This window comes from Methanofollis formosanus, assembly GCF_019633745.1.
Classification (GTDB): domain Archaea; phylum Halobacteriota; class Methanomicrobia; order Methanomicrobiales; family Methanofollaceae; genus Methanofollis; species Methanofollis formosanus.
In genome coordinates, this window is the sequence record NZ_CP037968.1 from 101941 (window position 1) to 118134 (window position 16194).

At 60.7% G+C, this 16194-nt stretch carries 15 protein-coding genes; 7 read left to right on the forward strand and 8 right to left on the reverse strand.

Features of this window, described 5'->3' with window-relative positions; translation table 11 throughout:
* Positions 1 to 20: 20 nt before the first annotated feature.
* From E2N92_RS00445 to E2N92_RS00455, 3 genes are all read left to right on the forward strand, one after another.
* Positions 21 to 797 (forward strand): bifunctional fructose-bisphosphatase/inositol-phosphate phosphatase, encoded by a 777-nt coding sequence (locus E2N92_RS00445; protein WP_220681742.1) that lies wholly within the window; start codon positions 21 to 23, stop codon positions 795 to 797.
* Positions 798 to 802: 5 nt separating this feature from the next.
* Positions 803 to 1621 (forward strand): NAD(+)/NADH kinase, encoded by an 819-nt coding sequence (locus E2N92_RS00450; RefSeq protein ID WP_220681743.1) that lies wholly within the window; start codon positions 803 to 805, stop codon positions 1619 to 1621.
* Positions 1622 to 1690: 69 nt separating this feature from the next.
* A complete protein-coding gene (locus E2N92_RS00455; RefSeq protein ID WP_220681744.1) occupies positions 1691 to 2407 on the forward strand; it encodes a DUF169 domain-containing protein in 717 nt (238 codons plus the stop codon).
* A gap of 649 nt (positions 2408 to 3056) precedes the next feature.
* On the opposite strand, the gene E2N92_RS00460 is transcribed toward E2N92_RS00455, so the two are convergent.
* The 6 genes from E2N92_RS00460 to E2N92_RS00485 form a co-directional block, all read right to left on the reverse strand.
* The gene (locus E2N92_RS00460) at positions 3057 to 3497 is read right to left on the reverse strand and encodes a hydrogenase maturation protease (RefSeq protein WP_220681745.1); all 441 of its coding nucleotides are present in this window, start codon (positions 3495 to 3497) and stop codon (positions 3057 to 3059) included.
* A gap of 25 nt (positions 3498 to 3522) precedes the next feature.
* Positions 3523 to 4431, reverse strand: coding sequence for a glycine betaine ABC transporter substrate-binding protein (locus tag E2N92_RS00465; RefSeq protein ID WP_220681746.1), 909 nt, complete (start codon positions 4429 to 4431; stop codon positions 3523 to 3525).
* A gap of 242 nt (positions 4432 to 4673) precedes the next feature.
* Complete coding sequence (locus E2N92_RS00470; RefSeq protein ID WP_246589252.1) at positions 4674 to 5552, reverse strand: glycine betaine ABC transporter substrate-binding protein; 879 nt, start codon at positions 5550 to 5552, stop codon at positions 4674 to 4676.
* Between the two features lie 196 nt (positions 5553 to 5748).
* On the reverse strand, positions 5749 to 6633 hold the full coding sequence (locus E2N92_RS00475) for a glycine betaine ABC transporter substrate-binding protein (protein WP_220681748.1): 885 nt from the start codon (positions 6631 to 6633) through the stop codon (positions 5749 to 5751).
* Between the two features lie 15 nt (positions 6634 to 6648).
* The gene (locus tag E2N92_RS00480; protein WP_220681749.1) at positions 6649 to 7500 is read right to left on the reverse strand and encodes an ABC transporter permease; all 852 of its coding nucleotides are present in this window, start codon (positions 7498 to 7500) and stop codon (positions 6649 to 6651) included.
* A complete protein-coding gene (locus tag E2N92_RS00485) occupies positions 7497 to 8705 on the reverse strand; it encodes a quaternary amine ABC transporter ATP-binding protein (RefSeq protein WP_246589254.1) in 1209 nt (402 codons plus the stop codon). The genes E2N92_RS00480 and E2N92_RS00485 overlap by 4 nt, the downstream gene beginning before the upstream one ends.
* A gap of 334 nt (positions 8706 to 9039) precedes the next feature.
* On the opposite strand from E2N92_RS00485, the gene E2N92_RS00490 reads away from it, so the two are divergent.
* From E2N92_RS00490 to E2N92_RS00505, 4 genes are all read left to right on the forward strand, one after another.
* Positions 9040 to 9531 carry an amino acid-binding protein gene (locus E2N92_RS00490; protein ID WP_220681751.1) on the forward strand — a complete coding sequence of 164 codons (492 nt, stop codon included), beginning with the start codon at positions 9040 to 9042 and terminating at the stop codon, positions 9529 to 9531.
* Positions 9528 to 10514: a homoserine dehydrogenase gene (locus E2N92_RS00495; protein WP_220681752.1), complete on the forward strand. Its 987-nt coding sequence runs from the start codon at positions 9528 to 9530 to the stop codon at positions 10512 to 10514. Before E2N92_RS00490 ends, E2N92_RS00495 begins: the two co-directional genes overlap by 4 nt.
* Positions 10498 to 11619 carry a sugar-specific transcriptional regulator TrmB gene (locus tag E2N92_RS00500; RefSeq protein WP_220681753.1) on the forward strand — a complete coding sequence of 374 codons (1122 nt, stop codon included), beginning with the start codon at positions 10498 to 10500 and terminating at the stop codon, positions 11617 to 11619. The genes E2N92_RS00495 and E2N92_RS00500 overlap by 17 nt, the downstream gene beginning before the upstream one ends.
* 285 nt (positions 11620 to 11904) lie before the next feature.
* Positions 11905 to 13182: an agmatine deiminase family protein gene (locus E2N92_RS00505; protein ID WP_246589256.1), complete on the forward strand. Its 1278-nt coding sequence runs from the start codon at positions 11905 to 11907 to the stop codon at positions 13180 to 13182.
* A 655-nt stretch (positions 13183 to 13837) separates the two neighbouring features.
* Here the strand turns inward: E2N92_RS00505 and E2N92_RS00510 are convergent.
* Both E2N92_RS00510 and E2N92_RS00515 read right to left on the reverse strand, forming a co-directional pair.
* Positions 13838 to 14416, reverse strand: a complete 579-nt coding sequence (locus tag E2N92_RS00510; protein WP_220681755.1) for a hypothetical protein — start codon at positions 14414 to 14416, stop codon at positions 13838 to 13840.
* A 1177-nt stretch (positions 14417 to 15593) separates the two neighbouring features.
* A complete protein-coding gene (locus tag E2N92_RS00515; protein ID WP_220681756.1) occupies positions 15594 to 16184 on the reverse strand; it encodes a ferric reductase-like transmembrane domain-containing protein in 591 nt (196 codons plus the stop codon).
* Positions 16185 to 16194: the final 10 nt, after the last annotated feature.

The following is a 16194-nucleotide window of genomic DNA, read 5'->3' on the forward strand; positions in this document are numbered from 1 at the left end:
TACAACGCACGAGCGTTTCCATGGACTTTATACGATGGTGCGAAGACCTGGCCGACAGGGTGGAGGATGCGGTCAGGGAGATCGCAGGCACGCCGGAAGGTGGAAGATATATCAAGATGGGCGCCGACGGCACCCCGACCGAGCGGATCGACCAGGTCGCGGAGGACTGCGTCGTGGCGGCCCTGCAGGAGGAACCGGTCTGTAAACGCCTGATATCCGAGGAACTCGGGCGCATGGAGGTCGGCGGAGAGAAGGGCACCATCTATCTCGATCCGGTCGACGGGACCTACAACGCGGTGCACGGGATCCCCTTCTACACCCTCTCGATCGGGTACGGCGAGGAGGGCGTCCTGAAGAAAGGGTTTATCAGAGACCTCTGCACTCACGAGACTTTCTGGGGTGAGATCGGCAAGGGCGCATATGTCAACGGTCGACCGTGCCGGGTCTCGAAGACCGCCTATCTCAAAGAAAGCGCGCTTTCGGTCTACGGACGCAAGTTCGACCCGAGCAGCGTCCTCCGCCTCGGCCAGCAGGTCCGGCGGTGGCGGCTCCTCGGGGCGTCCTCGCTCGAACTCGCCTACGTCGCCTGCGGACGGCTCGACGGGTTCGTGGACGTCAGGAACACCCTGCGGATCACCGACGCCGCCGCCGGGATCGTCCTCTGCCACGCGGCGGGCGGCACGGTCACTGACCTGGACGGCCAACCGATCACCTTCCCCGACGAGGTGAGCATGGGGCGTTGCCTCATCGCCACCAACGGCATCATCCATAACAAGGTCATCGAATATCTGAGGTAAAATACGTGAAAACACTCCTGATATCGCGGATCGATAAGCCCGAGGTGCTGGCCTACGCCGGCGAGGTGGAGCGTCTCCTCCTCTCGTACGGGTATCATGTGGCCCTCGAAGGGAGCACGGCCATCGCCATGGGGCGTGAAGAAGACGGGGAATGGCTCGACGAGACCGATGCCGATATCGTCGTCGCCATCGGCGGGGACGGGACGGTGCTCCTCGCGGTCCAGAAGATGAGACGGCAGATCCCGGTGATCGGGATCAACAAGGGGCATGTGGGCTTTCTCGCCGAACTCGAGTCCGGAGAGGTGCCGGCGTTCTTCCGCAACCTCCAGAGGCGGATGCGCCTGGAACTGCGGATGCGGATCGCCCTCAGCACCGATTCAGAGCATCTCGGCGAGGCTCTCAACGAGGCGGTGATCGTCACCGCACGCCCGGCCAAGATGCTCAGGTTCACCATCGTCATCGACGGCGTGGAGGTGGAGGAGTTCAGGGCCGACGGCCTCATCGTCGCCACGCCGACCGGTTCGACGGCCTATGCGATGAGCGGCGGCGGACCGATTGTCGACCCCAAATTCGACGGCTTCCTCCTGGTCCCCCTCGCCCCGTACATGCTCTCCTCCCGCCCGCACCTCATCGACAGCAGCCGCGACCTGAAGATCAGGCTGGAGAGCGCGAAACCGGCCCAGATCGTACTCGACGGCCGCGGCAGTGTCCCGATCGGCACCAACGTCGAACTCACGGTCAGGCGGGCCGAGAACCCGGCGGTCTTCATCGATGCCGGGAAAAATTTCTTCCTGAAGGTGCGTGAGAAACTCCATTCTCTCTAAGCCCATATTTTTCCTCCATACCCACATTTTTTATCTCCTGGATCAGAGTAGAAAGTGGAGGTAAACCCGATGGAAGACATAAGAACCACGATTGATTATGCCGCAGTCTCTGAGAGCCTGAAAACAAACCTTGGCCTCTCAGGTTCGCCGGTTGCGGTCAAGTTCGTCCGGACGGAGGAAGAGATCCCGGAGGGCGTCGGAGCGCTCGACGAAACCACCCGCCACTGCCAGATGGTCAGTCTGGCCAGGAAGGAAGGGAAGATCTTCTATGCAACCGTCGACAAGCACTCGTGCTCGGGCGGCGCCTGGGCCCTGGGGCTCAAGGACCTCACCCCGAGCCTGAAGAGCGGCGAGTTCTACTTCAAACTCGGCAAGTTCGACACCTGGGCGGCGTGCAAGCGGACCATCGACCAGATCCCGCACCTCGAGTCAGGGACGACCTATGCCACGATGTACGCCCCGCTCGAGAAGACGCCCTTCACCCCGACGGTCGTCCTCATCGTCGCCGAGGCCAGGGTAATGCTCAAACTCGCCCAGGCAGTGCTGTACAAACTCGGCGGCAGGGTCGAGGCGAACTTCTCCGGCATCCAGTCGGTCTGCGCCGACACCGCCGCCCAGACCTACCTTAACGGGAAGGTGAACTTCTCGCTCGGGTGCGACGGGTCCAGGAAGTTCTCCGGGATCGAGGACGGCGAGATGGTCATGGGCATCCCGGTCGAACTCCTGCCCGAGATCGCCGAGGCGCTCCCGATCGTCACCGGCGCACCTGGCTCGGTGAAGAAGTAAGGGGCCGGGGTTTTCCCGGTTTTAGAACTCTTTTTTTTTTTGGCTCTGTAGAATATTTCATGAGGCGAGATCACGCCTCAAGCATACGGGATGAAAATATCAGATCAGATCTGGATTGATTCTTGACCCTCATCCTTGCGTTCGAGGAGTGAATCGAAGTCGAGCATCATGCCGCCCCTCGGCTATCTTCGTAGTGGGGGGTCCGGGGGGCAGCCCCCCGGCGCGAGATGGCGAGGAAATCTCGACGATTGGGGGCGGCCGATCCATCAGAAGAATTTTTTTATCCTCTGCATATTGGCTTCAACGGGATATGGCGAGTTCAAACTCTCATGCAAACCTGAAGAGAGGATCGTCTGGATCATTTTCATAGTAATCAGGCATGAAACAGGGGCTCAAGCATATGCGATGAAAATATTCTGAGCAGCGTTTCAGCGTGTGGGCGGATCCCCATCCTTGCGACAGGGCATCTGGAAGATCTGGTTCCATCGCCGCCCCCCTCCCATCCTCGCCGTGGGGGGTTCCGGGGGGCAAAGCCCCCCGGCGCGAGATTCCAGGAAAGATTCTGCGATGAGGGCGGCACGCCTGATCATCATGCCTCCCTCCATGAATCGCGCCAGAACAGGAACCCCACCGGGCCGAAGTATCCCCCTTACTTCCTCCCCACCTCTTCAAGCACCCGGCGGCACGCCTCGGGGACGGCCGCCCGCACCTCGGGACTCAACTCGTCTGAGAACGCCTCGATCTCGCCGCCCTCGATCCCGACGACGACCACCCCGGCCGTCACCCCGACCTCGCGGGCGAGGGCAAGGGTCTCGGCGATCCCGAGGTCGTGGAGGGACATCGGGAAGGCCGACGACGACGGCACCTCATCGAAGACCTGCACCTCGCCGGGCGCGCCCATCCCGGTCGTGGCGTCGACGATGACGACGCGGTCACACCCCTCCATCAGAGGGATGAGCCCGAACCCGCCGAGTCCTCCGTCGACGATATCGAGTTCGGGGTGTTCTCGAGAGAGCGCTTCCATCACGGCATGGCCGACGCCGTCATTGCCCATATAGGGGTTGCCGCAGGCGATGACCCTGACCTTCATCAGAAAAAAGGGGTGTTCGGTATAATTATGCCTTCCCGAACCAGGCGTCGACCTGGTCTGGGTGGTCGTCGAGCCACTTCTTCGCGGCCTCGGTCTCCGACATGCCGTCGTCGATATCGAGCATCACCGCCTGCATGTCCTCAGGGGTCCAGAAGAAGCGCTGGAGGATCGCATAGGCCTCGGGGTCGTCCTCTGCCAGGCCCGTCCTGGCCAGGGTGGCGACGTACTCCTCGCCGCCATAGACCCCCTTCGGGTCCTCGAGGTACTTCAAGTCCCAGCGGGCGAACTTCCAGTGCGGGGTCCACCCGGTGACCACGATCCACTCCTCGTTCTGCACCGCCTTCCTGAGGGCCGAGGCCATCCCGGCGCTCGAACTGTAGACGAGTTCAGAGTCGAGGCCGTACTCCTCGATCGCCTCCTCGGTCGCGGCCATGATCCCGGCACCCGGTTCGATACCGGTGATTGTGCCGTCGAACTTGTCCTTGACACCGTTCATCTCCTCGATGGAGTCGATGGTCACATAGGTCGGGACGACCAGGCCGATCCTGGTGCCGTTCATGTTTCTCCCGACCTCGTCGATCCGGTCACCGAACTTCTCCATATAACTCCCGTGCGTCCGTGGCAGCCACGAAGAGACGGTGAAGTCGAACTCGCCTTTCGAGAGCCCCTGGTACAGGGGGGCGGCATCGACCGCGATGAGTCTGACATCGTAGCCCGCCTTCTCAAAGACCTGCTTGATCACATTGGTGCTCGCGATCTCGGAGTCCCAGAGGACGTAGCCGATGGCGATCGATTTCGGTTCGGAAGGCTGCAGAGTCCCGGCAGGGGGAGGCCCGTCCTCGCCGTCCTGGGTGCCGGTGCACCCGGCGGCGAAAAGACATGCAACGGCCAGGAGCGTGACAAGGATACATGAAATTTTTCCGGATTGTGTCATACTTACACCTGAATTCTGTCGGTGGTGGCTCTGGGCAGAGGGCCCGGGCCCTCCGGTCGGAAGAGATCATCAAAACCCGCCGAATCTGCTCACAACGATCATCGGCTCAAAGATATGAGCAGGGAAAACCGTCCCTCACAACAGCGCGTCCGACACCGTCGTTGCCCAGAAGCAGGTGCAGCAGGCGATGACCCGGACCTTCACCAGAAAAAAGGAAGTCGGAATTATTATATCTTTATATTTCAGGCCGCCGACCCGATCCAGGCCTCGACCTGCTCGGGATGGGCGTCGATCCATGTATGAGCGGCGTCTTCGGCCGTCATGTCGTTCTCTTCCATGTCGTACATCACCGAGGCCATATCTTCGGGCGTCCAGGTGAAGCGCTCCAGGACGGCATAGAGATCGGGCATCTCGTCCTTGAGTCCTTTCCGGGTATAGGTGACGATATACTCCTCGCCGCCATAGACATTCTCGGGATCGTCGAGGTACTTCAGGTCCCATCTGATGAACTTCCAGTGCGGCGACCATGCGGTGACCACGATCCACTCGTCCCGGTCGATCGCGGACTTCAGCGACGCAAGCATCCCCACCTCGCTGCCAGACTGGAGCGTATAATCAAGACCGTACTTCTCGATCGCCTCGTCGGTGCCCTGCATGATCCCGGCGCCGGGTTCGACGCCGATGATCTTCCCGCCGAATTTGTCTCTGGCGGCATTCAGTTCATCGATGGAGTCGATGGCGACATACTCGGGGACGGCCAGACCGCACCGTGTCCCGACGAGATTTTTCCGTACAAAATCGAGTTTGTCCTCATACTTTTCCAGATAATTGCCGTGGCACGTCGGGAGCCATGCCCCGACAAAGAAATCCGCATCGCCGTTTGCGACGCCGGACCACGCGATACCGACATCGACCTCTTTGAGCGTGATGTCGTATCCGGCCTCTCCGAGCACCTCTTTGAGCACACAGGCACTCGACTGTTCGGTCCCGTAGGGGGTGCTGACAAGGGTCGCTTTTTTCTCGACGGTACTTCCGTCCCCTCCGCCGCCGGTACATCCGGCAGTAAGGACACAGGCAACGGCCAGGAGGCCGACAACAAGAATCGTGCTGGTTTTTCTCATGGTTATCATACAAAGGATCTGTTCATCGGTCGGTACAGGAGAGCGCTATGGCTCAGGTTCATCCGGTCGAGAACATTCGCCGGTCTTCAGCAGCTGCCGGTGTCTCAGGGAAAGAGATGTCCGACGTCGTCGTTGCTCGTTACAAGCGTGCAGCAGGCGATGGTCAGGACCTTCATCTGGGAAAGAAAATGGGGGTTCATGCCCTCCCGAGCCAGGCATCGACCTGCTCGGGGTGGGCGTCGATCCACTTCTTCGCGGCGTCCTCATGGGACATACCGTCCTCGATATCGAGCATCACCGACTCCATGTCCTCGGGAGTCCAGGAGAAGCGTTTGAGGATCCCGTAGGCCTCGGGGTCGTCCTCTGCCAGGCCTGTCCGGGCCAGGGTGCCGATGTACTCCTCGCCGCCGAAGACGCCCTTCGGGTCGTCGAGGTACTTCAGGTCCCAGCGGGCGAACTTCCAGTGCGGGGTCCACCCGGTGACCACGATCCACTCGGCACGGTCGACCGACTTCTTCAGGGCTGAGGCCATGCCGGCGCTCGAACTGTAGACGAGATCATACTCGAGGCCATATGCCTCGATCGCGTCCTCGGTGTTCTTCATGACCCCGGCACCCGCGTCGATGCCGACGATCTTCCCGCTGAACTTGTCCTCGACCTCGTTCATCTCCTCGATGGAGTCGATGGTCACATAGGACGGGACGACCAGACCGATCTTCGCGCCTTCGAGGTTCTTCCCGACAAAGTCGAGGCGGTCCCCGAATTCGTCCATATAGGCCTCCTGCGTCTTCGGGAGCCAGGCCGAGACGGTGCAGTCCACGTCGCCGCTGGCGATCGCCTGGTAGAGCGGGGCGGCGTCGACGGCGGTGATGGTGACGTCATACCCGGCCTTCTCGAAGACCTGCTTGATCACGTTGGTGCTCGCGATCTCGGAGTCCCAGAGGACGTAGCCGATGGAGATTGATTTCTGTTCCGAAGGCTGTGCGTCTGCGTTCCCGGTACCGGTGCACCCGGCGCTGAGGACGAGTGCAACGGCGAGGAGGCCGCAGAGGAGGAATTTGAGTGTGCTGTGCTGTTTCATGGCAATCACTGGTTGTTATCGTTCGGTGCGCGTGGGCGCCAGGCTCTGGGTGACGCGGTCGAGGATGATCGCGATGATCACGATCGCAAGACCGCCCTCGAACCCGAGGCCGATGTCGAGACGCTGGATCCCTTCCAGCACCTTGTACCCGAGACCCTGGGCCCCGATCATGGCGGCGATGACCACCATCGAGAGGGCCATCATGATGCACTGGTTGATGCCGGCCATGATCGTGGGCAGGGCGACCGGGAGCTGGACCTTGATCAACTTCTGTCTCTCGGTGGTCCCGAAGGCGTCGGCGAGTTCGGTCAGTTCTTTGGGCACCTGCTGGATCCCGAGGGCGGTGAGCCTGACCACCGGCGGCATCGCAAAGACGACGGTGGCGATCATGCCGGGGACGTTGCCCAGGCCGAAGAAGACCACCGCGGGGATGAGGTAGACGAAGGCAGGCATCGTCTGCATGAAGTCGAGACACGGCTTGACGAGTTTATGCACGGTCTCCGAGCGCGCCGCAAAGATCCCGGTCGGGATCCCGATGATGAGCGCAAAGAGCGTGGACGCCAGGACCAGCGCGAGCGTCTCCATCGCCAGGGACCAGAGTTGCAGGTCCCAGATGAGCAGAAGCCCGAGCGCCGAACCGATCGCGAGTTTGGTGTCGCGTCTGGTGACCACCCAGACGAGCACCGCCGCGAGGGCGATGAAGACCGGCGGCGGCAGGAGGAGGAGGAGGTCCTTGATCCCTTCGATGATCCAGTCCAGGCCGTCGCTGATCATGTCCAGGACGACAGCGAAGTTGATCTCGATCCACTCGACGAGGGCCTCGACGGCGTCGCCGAGCGGGATTTTGGGGAGTTCGAAGCCGTTCATGCCGCTTCCTCCTCACCGTTGCCGGTGACGTCCAGGGCGCCGAGGAGCGAGCCCCTGACGATGACGCCCTTGAGCCGGTTGCACCCGTCGACGACCGCGACCGGGTACTGACTCGTGGCCACCAGGCCCATCAGGTCGCGGACCGGGGTGTCGGGGCTCGTGACCGGGGTTTCGGTGAGCAGGATCTCCTCGATGTTCGTCTTCTTCGCGCGGGCCGCCGCGACGGCGTCCTCGACGGTCACCAGGCCCTTCAGGACCCGTCCCTTCCCGACCGCGAAGATCGTCGAGATCCCGTGGTCTTCCATCAGTTTCAGGGCGACCCTGGGACCGGAGACGATCGAGACCACCGGGTCGGGGGGCTTCATGACCCCTTCCGCGGTGAGCACCTTGGTCATGTCGACCCCGGCGACGAAACTTGCCACGTACTCGTCGGCCGGCGAGGTGAGGATATCCTCGGGCGTGCCGACCTGGACGACGGCGCCGTCCTTCATCAGGGCGATCCGGTTCCCGAGTTTGAGGGCCTCGTCGAGGTCGTGGGTGACGAAGATGATCGTCTTGTTCAGGTCGTTCTGGAGGTCGAGGAGTTCGTCCTGCATCCCGGTCCTGATAATGGGGTCGAGAGCGCTGAAGGCCTCGTCCATCAGGAGGATGTCGGGGTCGCTCGCCAGGGCACGGGCCAGGCCGACCCGCTGTTTCATCCCGCCGGAGAGTTGGTCGGGCATGCTCTCCTCGTAGCCGGCAAGCCCGACCATCTCGATGGTCTTCTTCGCCTTCTCGCGCCGTGCATCTTCGGGCATCCCCTGGACTTCCAGGCCGAAGGCGACGTTCTCGATGACGCTGCGGTGGGGGAGCAGGGCGAAGTTCTGGAAGACCATACCGAGTTTCTTCCGCCGCACGTCTCTGAGGGCGTCCTCGTCAAGCGAGGCGATGTCGGTGCCGTCGATGAGGATCTCACCCGACGTCGGGTCGATGAGCCGGTTTGCACACCTGAGAAGAGTGGACTTGCCTGAGCCCGAGAGGCCCATGATCACAAATATTTCGCCTTCTTCGACCGAGAGGTTCACGTCCCTGAGGCCGACGGTCTGCCCGGTCTTTTCCAGGATCTCTTCTTTGGACCGTCCTTCCTTGATGAGAGGGGTGGCGTCGAGGGGGTGTTTTCCAAAAATTTTATACAGTGACTTGATGATGAGTTTGGGTTTTACCATCTCCTGATCCATGAAAACCTCCGCTGAGCGGTTTCAGGATCCCCGCGACAGGTGCATTACAGGTGTACCCGGACAATGCAGGTGTTCTGCCAAACTCTGTCAGGACCCATATTGAACATCCTCAAGAAGATGCACAAAACGAGGTATTTTTCGTGTTCTGACAGTGAGCAGGGACCTTTTGTTCTGGTTGTTCATAACTTTGGAGTAAGATTATAAATATATTTTTCATTCGAATTATATAGGATCAGTTCGCGGGGTGCCCGGCCGGCGTGCTTATGGAAGGCTTATTTTGCCGGGATGTAAATATTAGAACGGTGGTTTGTTGCAGGTTTCCATGAAGATCGAGGTAAAAGATGCCCCCGGGCAACTTGTGGGCGCCTTGCAGCCGATCTCTGAGGTCGGCGGGAACATCATGGCGGTGATCCATGAGTGGGATCCCACCCTGAGGCCGAAGACGCGGGTCGTCCAGGTGGTCCTGGAGATCACGGACGAGCGTCTCGACGACCTTGTCAGGACGCTCAAGGAACGGGGTGTCTCGATCCTGGGGATCGGGGAGGAACGGCTCCTGATGAAGCGGAGCGTCATCATGATCGGGCATATCATGCATACCGACCTCTCCGATACGGTCGGGTCGATCGACCGGACCGGGTATGCCGAGGTGGTGGAGATGCATGTGACCATGCCGGGCATCAACCAGCGTTCCTCGGCCCTCCTCACGATATCTGCAACCAACGAGGACAATATGGAACGCGCGATGGAGATCCTCAGGGCGGTGGCCAGGGAGAAGGATCTGCTCCTGGTCGAGACGATGGGGGAGGCCGCATGAGAGTCGCGGTCCTTGGGATGGGGTCGGTCGGCCGCGGCGTCGTCGCGGTGATCGCCGAGAAAGGGCTCGGGCTCACGGTCACCGGGCTTGCCGATTCGAAGAGCGGGCTGATCGAGCCCGAGGGTATCGACCTTGCGGCCGCCCTCGAGCGGAAGAGGGTGTCCGGGCGCTGCGGTGACCCGGCGATCTCGGCGATGGAGATCGTAAAACGCGGCGATTACGACGTCCTGGTGGAGGTGACCCCCACCGATATCGAGAGCGGGGAGCCCGGCTTCACCGCGATCAGGACGGCCCTCTCGATGGGGAAGCATGTGGTCACTTCGAACAAGGGGCCGCTCGCGCTCAGGTTCAGGGAACTGATGGGCCTTGCCGGGGAGCACGGGGTGCAGCTGCGGTACGAGGCGACGGTCTGCGGGGCGATCCCGATCATCCAGACGCTCCAGCACGGGCTTGCCGGGAACACGGTCCAGGCGGTCTACGGGGTCATGAACGGCACCTGCAACTATATTCTCACCAGGATGGCCGACGAGGGGCTCACCTACGAGCAGGCCCTCGACGAGGCGCGGGAGATGGGGTATGCCGAGGCCGACCCGACCTTCGACGTGAAGGGGATCGACGCCGCCTTGAAACTGGTCATCCTGGCCAATACGATCTGGAAGAACGGCGCCACCCTGGCCGACGTCGACTGCACGGGCATCGACCTCCTGACGGTGGAGGCCCTCTCCCTTGCTGATAAGAAGAACTGCACCATCAGGCTCATCGGCGAGGTGGTGCCCGAGAAGGGGCTGCTCAGGGTCTCCCCCAGGATCCTCCCGAAGAAACACCCGCTGGTCGTCCGCGACAACCTCAACGCGGTGACCGTGGTCACCGACCTGGCCGGGGCGGTCACCGAGGTCGGGAAGGGGGCGGGGTCGGTCGAGACGGCGAGTGCGGTCATCGGCGATCTGCTCTTCATCAAGAACTGTCATGTCGAGGGTCATTGAGAGGCGGCGGGAACTTCTCGCCGTGATGCGCAGGCTGACACTGGAACGGGGACACTTCACGGTCCCCGAGGTGATGGAACTCTGCACGCTCCCGCGGAGCACGGTCCAGGACTGGGTGACCAGGCTCCTCGAGGAGGGATGTCTCGTGCAAAAGGAGGAGCGGCGCGGCCGGCACCCGGCGGTCTATGCGGCGGCGTCGGCCCTACCGGCGAGTGCGTGCCGCCGGATCTTCACGACGGTCGACGGCGACCTGGTGGAGTGCTATCACGAGTGCATGAGCAGCGGGTGTGCGGCCTTCTGTGCGTATCATCATGCCCTGGCCGGCGGGCCGCTGGTGCATGTGCAGCGGGACGGGACGTTGCTGCGCGAGTGCGGGGTCATCTCAGAGCACGACGACGTCGAGATCGGGCTTGCCCCGCTGTCGGCGGTCGGGGTGGTCGGGATCAGGCGCGAGGGCGACGAGATCGTGCAGCGGATCCGGTGCGTCGGCGGCCCGGCCTACTCGCTCACCGACCAGATGGCCGAGGCCGAGGGAGTCTGCGGAGTCGAGGCGCGGCAGCGCGGCCGGACGATCGAGGGCGAGGTGCGGACGCGGGCCCTGGTCCATCTCGGGATCGGGGTCGACGATACCGACGCACCCGGGGGGGGCGCGACCTTCGCCCTGGCCCTCGCTCTCCTCCAGCACCTGAGCACCATCAGGGGGGTGATCCCGATCGGTCACCAGGTAGCGATGCTCAAGCCCGACCTGCCCGAGCGGACGGCCGGGAACTCGTGCAGTTACATCGAACTCGCGGTGGAGCCCGGCAGGGTCGAGGAGGTCACGGATCGGGCGGTCCGTTTTGTCTCGGCCGAGGCGCTCTCCCCTGAGTGGGGGATCGCGGTCAGGGAGGGGTTCAGGCTCCTCCCGGCCCTCCGAGGCTTTGGGGTGCGGGCACGCAAAGAGCGGGTCACCCCTGACGAGGCGAGGGACCTCGCGGCCGAGAGCGGCATCCTCCTCCAGGGCGGACGGGGGGTCGTCGGCGCCCTGGCGGCGGTGGCGCTGCGGGGGGTGCCGGTTGGGGCGTTGCTGGACCCATTCGCGGGGATTGATGAAGGGCTGAAATAATATTCTGACATCCTGAATCAACTCAAACCAGAAAAACCATCCTCTTTCTTCAGATCCGATTTTTACGACACTCCCCGGGAACTCCGCGGATGAACGACGATCAGTGAGCAAAGGCGATGATTTCGCCCACACACCATATTTAGTCAATTATTTTTATAATTCAAAGGATTAAGGATGAAATAAAAAGAGTTTTATTTATAAGGGACTACTTCAGGATGTATCCATTCCGGTGAAACCATGAGACACGACCAAACACGAATTATACGAGGGATTGGACTCCTCTTGGTGGTTGCATTGCTGATACCGTCAGGAAGCGCCCGTCTCGATCCCCCGAACCCGGAAGAGGCCGCAGATCCCCCCTCCTGGAGGTTCCCTGGCGAATTCGAGGAGCAGAGTGCGGTCTGGCTCGGATGGCTGACCAAGGAGTACATCCGCGGGTATCATACCGACGACGTGATGGTGGAGATCGTCCAGGCCCTCCATCCGCATGTGCATCTCCGCATCTGTGTACCTGATGCGGCGCAGCAGGAACACGTGCTCGCCGTCCTTGCCGAACACAACATCCCGACCGAGAACATCTCATTCTACGAGAAGAATTTCACCATGCTCTACTGGCGCGACTTCGGCCCGATCTTCACGGTGAACGAGAAGGGGGAGAAGCGCATCGTCGATTGTGCATTCAACTGCTGGGGCTATTTCGCCCAGAGTGACGTCCAGTCGCGCATGATGGAGCGGATCGACCGGGATGTGGCGGCCGACATGGGACTGGAGAGCGTCATGACGCGGCTGGTCAGCGAGGGGGGAGACCGCGAGTTCAATGGAAAAGGTACGCTGATCGTCACCGAGTCCTGCGAGTTCCAGCGGAACCCGAACCTCGCGCGCGAAGAGATCGAAGACGAGTTCAAGCGTCTCTTCGGGGTACGCAATATCATCTGGCTGAAGCAGGGCCTCGTCGATGACGACCGCTACGACACGACGACTATTCCGGGCCCGAACGGCGTCGGCGTCGCCTACCGCACCGCCTCGGCCAACAACCACGTGGACGAGTATTGCCGCTTCGTCTCGCCCGACACCGTCCTGCTCGCCGAGGTGCCCGCGGAGGAGGCGGCAAACGATCCGGTGGCCGCCGAGAACCGGCGCCGGATGGAGGCGAACTACCAGATCCTGAAGAACGCCGTCGATCAGGACGGGAACCCGTTCAAGATCGTCCGCATGCCGGTGCCCGACATGGTCTACTTCACCGCCACGCCCGAGGACGAGGCATATGCCAGTCTTGTGGCGTACGCGAACTATGCCGACGGCACGGCCTTCCCGTACGGCCGGCCCGTAACGGTCGTGCCCGCACAGAGTTACTGCAACTTCCTCATCTCCAACGGGGTTGTCCTCGGCCAGAAGTACTGGATGCCCGATATGGGGATGCCTGAGTCGCTCAAAAAGAAAGACCAGGAGGCGGAACGCATTCTCCAGTCACTCTTCCCTGACCGCGAAGTGGTCATGATCAACACCATCCCGATCAATTTCGGCGGCGGGGGCATCCACTGCTCCACGCAACAGGAACCCTGAGGGTTCCTCTCTTTTCTGTGGTGAGCGTGAACACCACTCTATCGCTGCCCCTCGGCTATCTTCATCCGTGGGGGGTCCGGGGGGCACTCGCCCCCCCGGCGCGAGGCAGCGGTGACGATCCTGTGATAGGGGCGGCATATCCGATCATCACGCTCGCACCACGAGAAGAGGATGATTTACCATGAAACGGGATGAGGCAAGAGCCTCATGTTGAACCAATGAAAACCGACACATTGAATCCTATTCCAGATTTCAATGGGGTTTTCAGGGAAAAATGATCCAGACGTTCAATTCTGGAGTTATGGATGAGAATTCGAAGACACAAATTTCCCTCATACCCGATATACGGAGAACAAAACCACCCTCAGAACGATCAGGCGCTCAGCATTCACGGCCCTATTGTCATCCTGGGAGTCCGGGGGCAGAGCCCCCGGCACGAGGGTATTTGAAGGCGCGATGATCAGGCGTGCCGCCCTCATCGCACGATCTTTCCTGCCGTCTCGCGAGAAGATAGCCGAGGGGCGGCGATGGAGCGAGGCCCCCAATGATTCTCCTGTCTGAATATGGGAGATCAAGCGACGAGCAATTTTCATCCCGCATGCTTGAGGCGTGCTTTCGCCCAATGCCCAATTCTACAGAGCCTGAAGATCCCGGGTTATTGATCTATCGAATCAGACTGTTTTAACCCGCCCACCACACCCTTGACCCTGTATGCAACGAGAAGTATCCCATAGACCACCACCGCAACAAGAATTGCTTCAAGAAATTGCATCAGCCTGTACACGACCTTGAAGAGATAGTCACTCTGGAAAGAATCGAGATATGGCTGGATTGAATCGAAAAATAACGGCCCCACACTATTATCAGGCCCTGAATAACTCATGACGGTCGCAAACCCGGTTATGAACACATAGAGCATCGTCAGAGTTGCACAGATAAAGACCGGGACTCCTTTTCTCTTTGCCTGCAGATGGCCTTCGACGAGCGGAAACGGCAGGAGGACGGCCAGCGCTTGAAGGATAAAAATGGATTGTCCAGTTCGACAAAGAGAAACAGAAGGGCGATGCCGAGGGGTGCAAGAATACGGACGGCGGGATTCGGGATCTTCCGGATGAGATAAGAGAGCACGGTGGTGTATGCCGCGAAGAGCAGCAAAGGCACGCCGAATATAAGAAAAATTCCCACGAGAACAGGAATGGATTCCATATTCATGTTTTTCTTGCTCCGGCATCATCGGCGGTTTCCTGCGCTTGTGGGGGATTGATCTGGGCATTCATCACCAAGAATAGATCGATTGAAATATTTAGCCATTCTGTGCGAATTCTCTGCAGGTCGGGGGAGTGAGGATGATGAAAGATCGGCTCTGTAGAATTTTTCATGAGGCGAGCGCTCGCCTCAACATACGGGATGAAAATATCAGATCAGATCTGGATCGGTTCTTGACCCCCACCCTTACGAACGAGGAGCGAATCGAAGTCGAACATCATGCCGACCCGCGGCTATCTTCGTCGTGGGGGTCCGGGGGTTTCCCCCGGCGCGAGATGGCAGGGGAATCTCGACGATAGGGGGCGGCCGATCACGCTGAAGAATTTTCGATCCTCCGCGTATCGATTTCAACGGGATCTGGCGAGTTCAAACACTCATACAAACCTGAAGAGATGATCAGGATCATTTTCATGGAGATCATCCCAAAACTTCTCTGGCCTTGATAGGTGAGTAAAAGAAGTTTCTGAAGCACGGTATCTTTCAAGAGATTGTTGCCGCCCCACTCCTATCTTCGTCGTGGGGGGGTCCGGGGGGTCTCCCCCCGGCAGGAAAGAGCAAGGAAACATCCTTTATGCTTTCTGTGGGCGGCACCTCTGATCGGTCTGCCTTCCTTCGTCACTCTCGCCGGGGGCGTTGCCTCTGGATAGCAATTGAAGCAGAGAAGGCAGATGAACGGCCGAAAAGAGTCTTGATCCAGATGATGGATCGAACTCTGGATACTTTTGGGATATGCTCATGCTAAACCCTCACTTCTCCTGGTTCGAGTATGATTGAACTGCCTTCCCCCATGCTCCCGCAGGGGGCAGGGCCCCCGGTACAAGGGTGGAGGAAGGCGTGATGATCGATCATGCGGGCCGCCCGCATCGGAGAACTGTCCTGCCATCTCGCGAGAGGATGGGCGGGGGCGGCAACGAAGTGGTAGTCCTATGGTGTGTCCTGTGCTCCGAAGAGGAGCAAGGATCCACTCACCAGAGACCGCCAGGAATTTTCACCCCGTATGCTTGAACCCAAAGTTCATGCCTGATTCTACAGAGCCAAAGATCGAGACAGGAACTTTGTTGGAAAAACTCCAGGCTGATCATTATAGAGGGAGTGAAGATCTCGGCAAGAGATCATGAGAAGGCAATGAATCCGCCACTTCCCCCCTACTTCTTCCTAACCTTCCTCCGCCGCCATCGCTTCACCACAAACGCCCCCACAACCACGACAAAGGCACCGTTCACCACCACCCGGACAACCGGATCACCAAGGTCGGTGCCGATGAGGTTCGCGTGGACGACGATGAGAAAGAGGGCGGCGTACATCAGCATATGAAACGGCCGCCATGAGGTGGGGTAGCGCCGCCTGAGGAAGACGGCCGCCAGGGCGACAAGGATGAGGATGAGGGCCACTCGCCCGCCATAGGTCCAGAAGAGGGTCCACGAGGCGAAGGAGGGGACGAGGACCGAGAGGTCGCCGGCCCCGATCGCGACGAGCGCCGGGTGGAGGAGAGCGGCGACGAGGCCGACGGCGGCGAAGAGGTGGTGGACGGCGAGAAAGGGGCGGCCGAAGACAGCCCTGATCCCGGCGAGGAAGGGGGTCATCGCCGCCGCGATCGAGAGGGCGAGGACGCCGTTGAGGGCGACGAGGCGGATGGCAAGCCCGAGCGGAGGCCCGCCCTGCATGACGGCCCTGAGGCTGACGATGAGGAAGAGGGCGGTGATCCCGCCGGCAAGGGCGACTCCGGGCCATCGCATGGTGCTCATC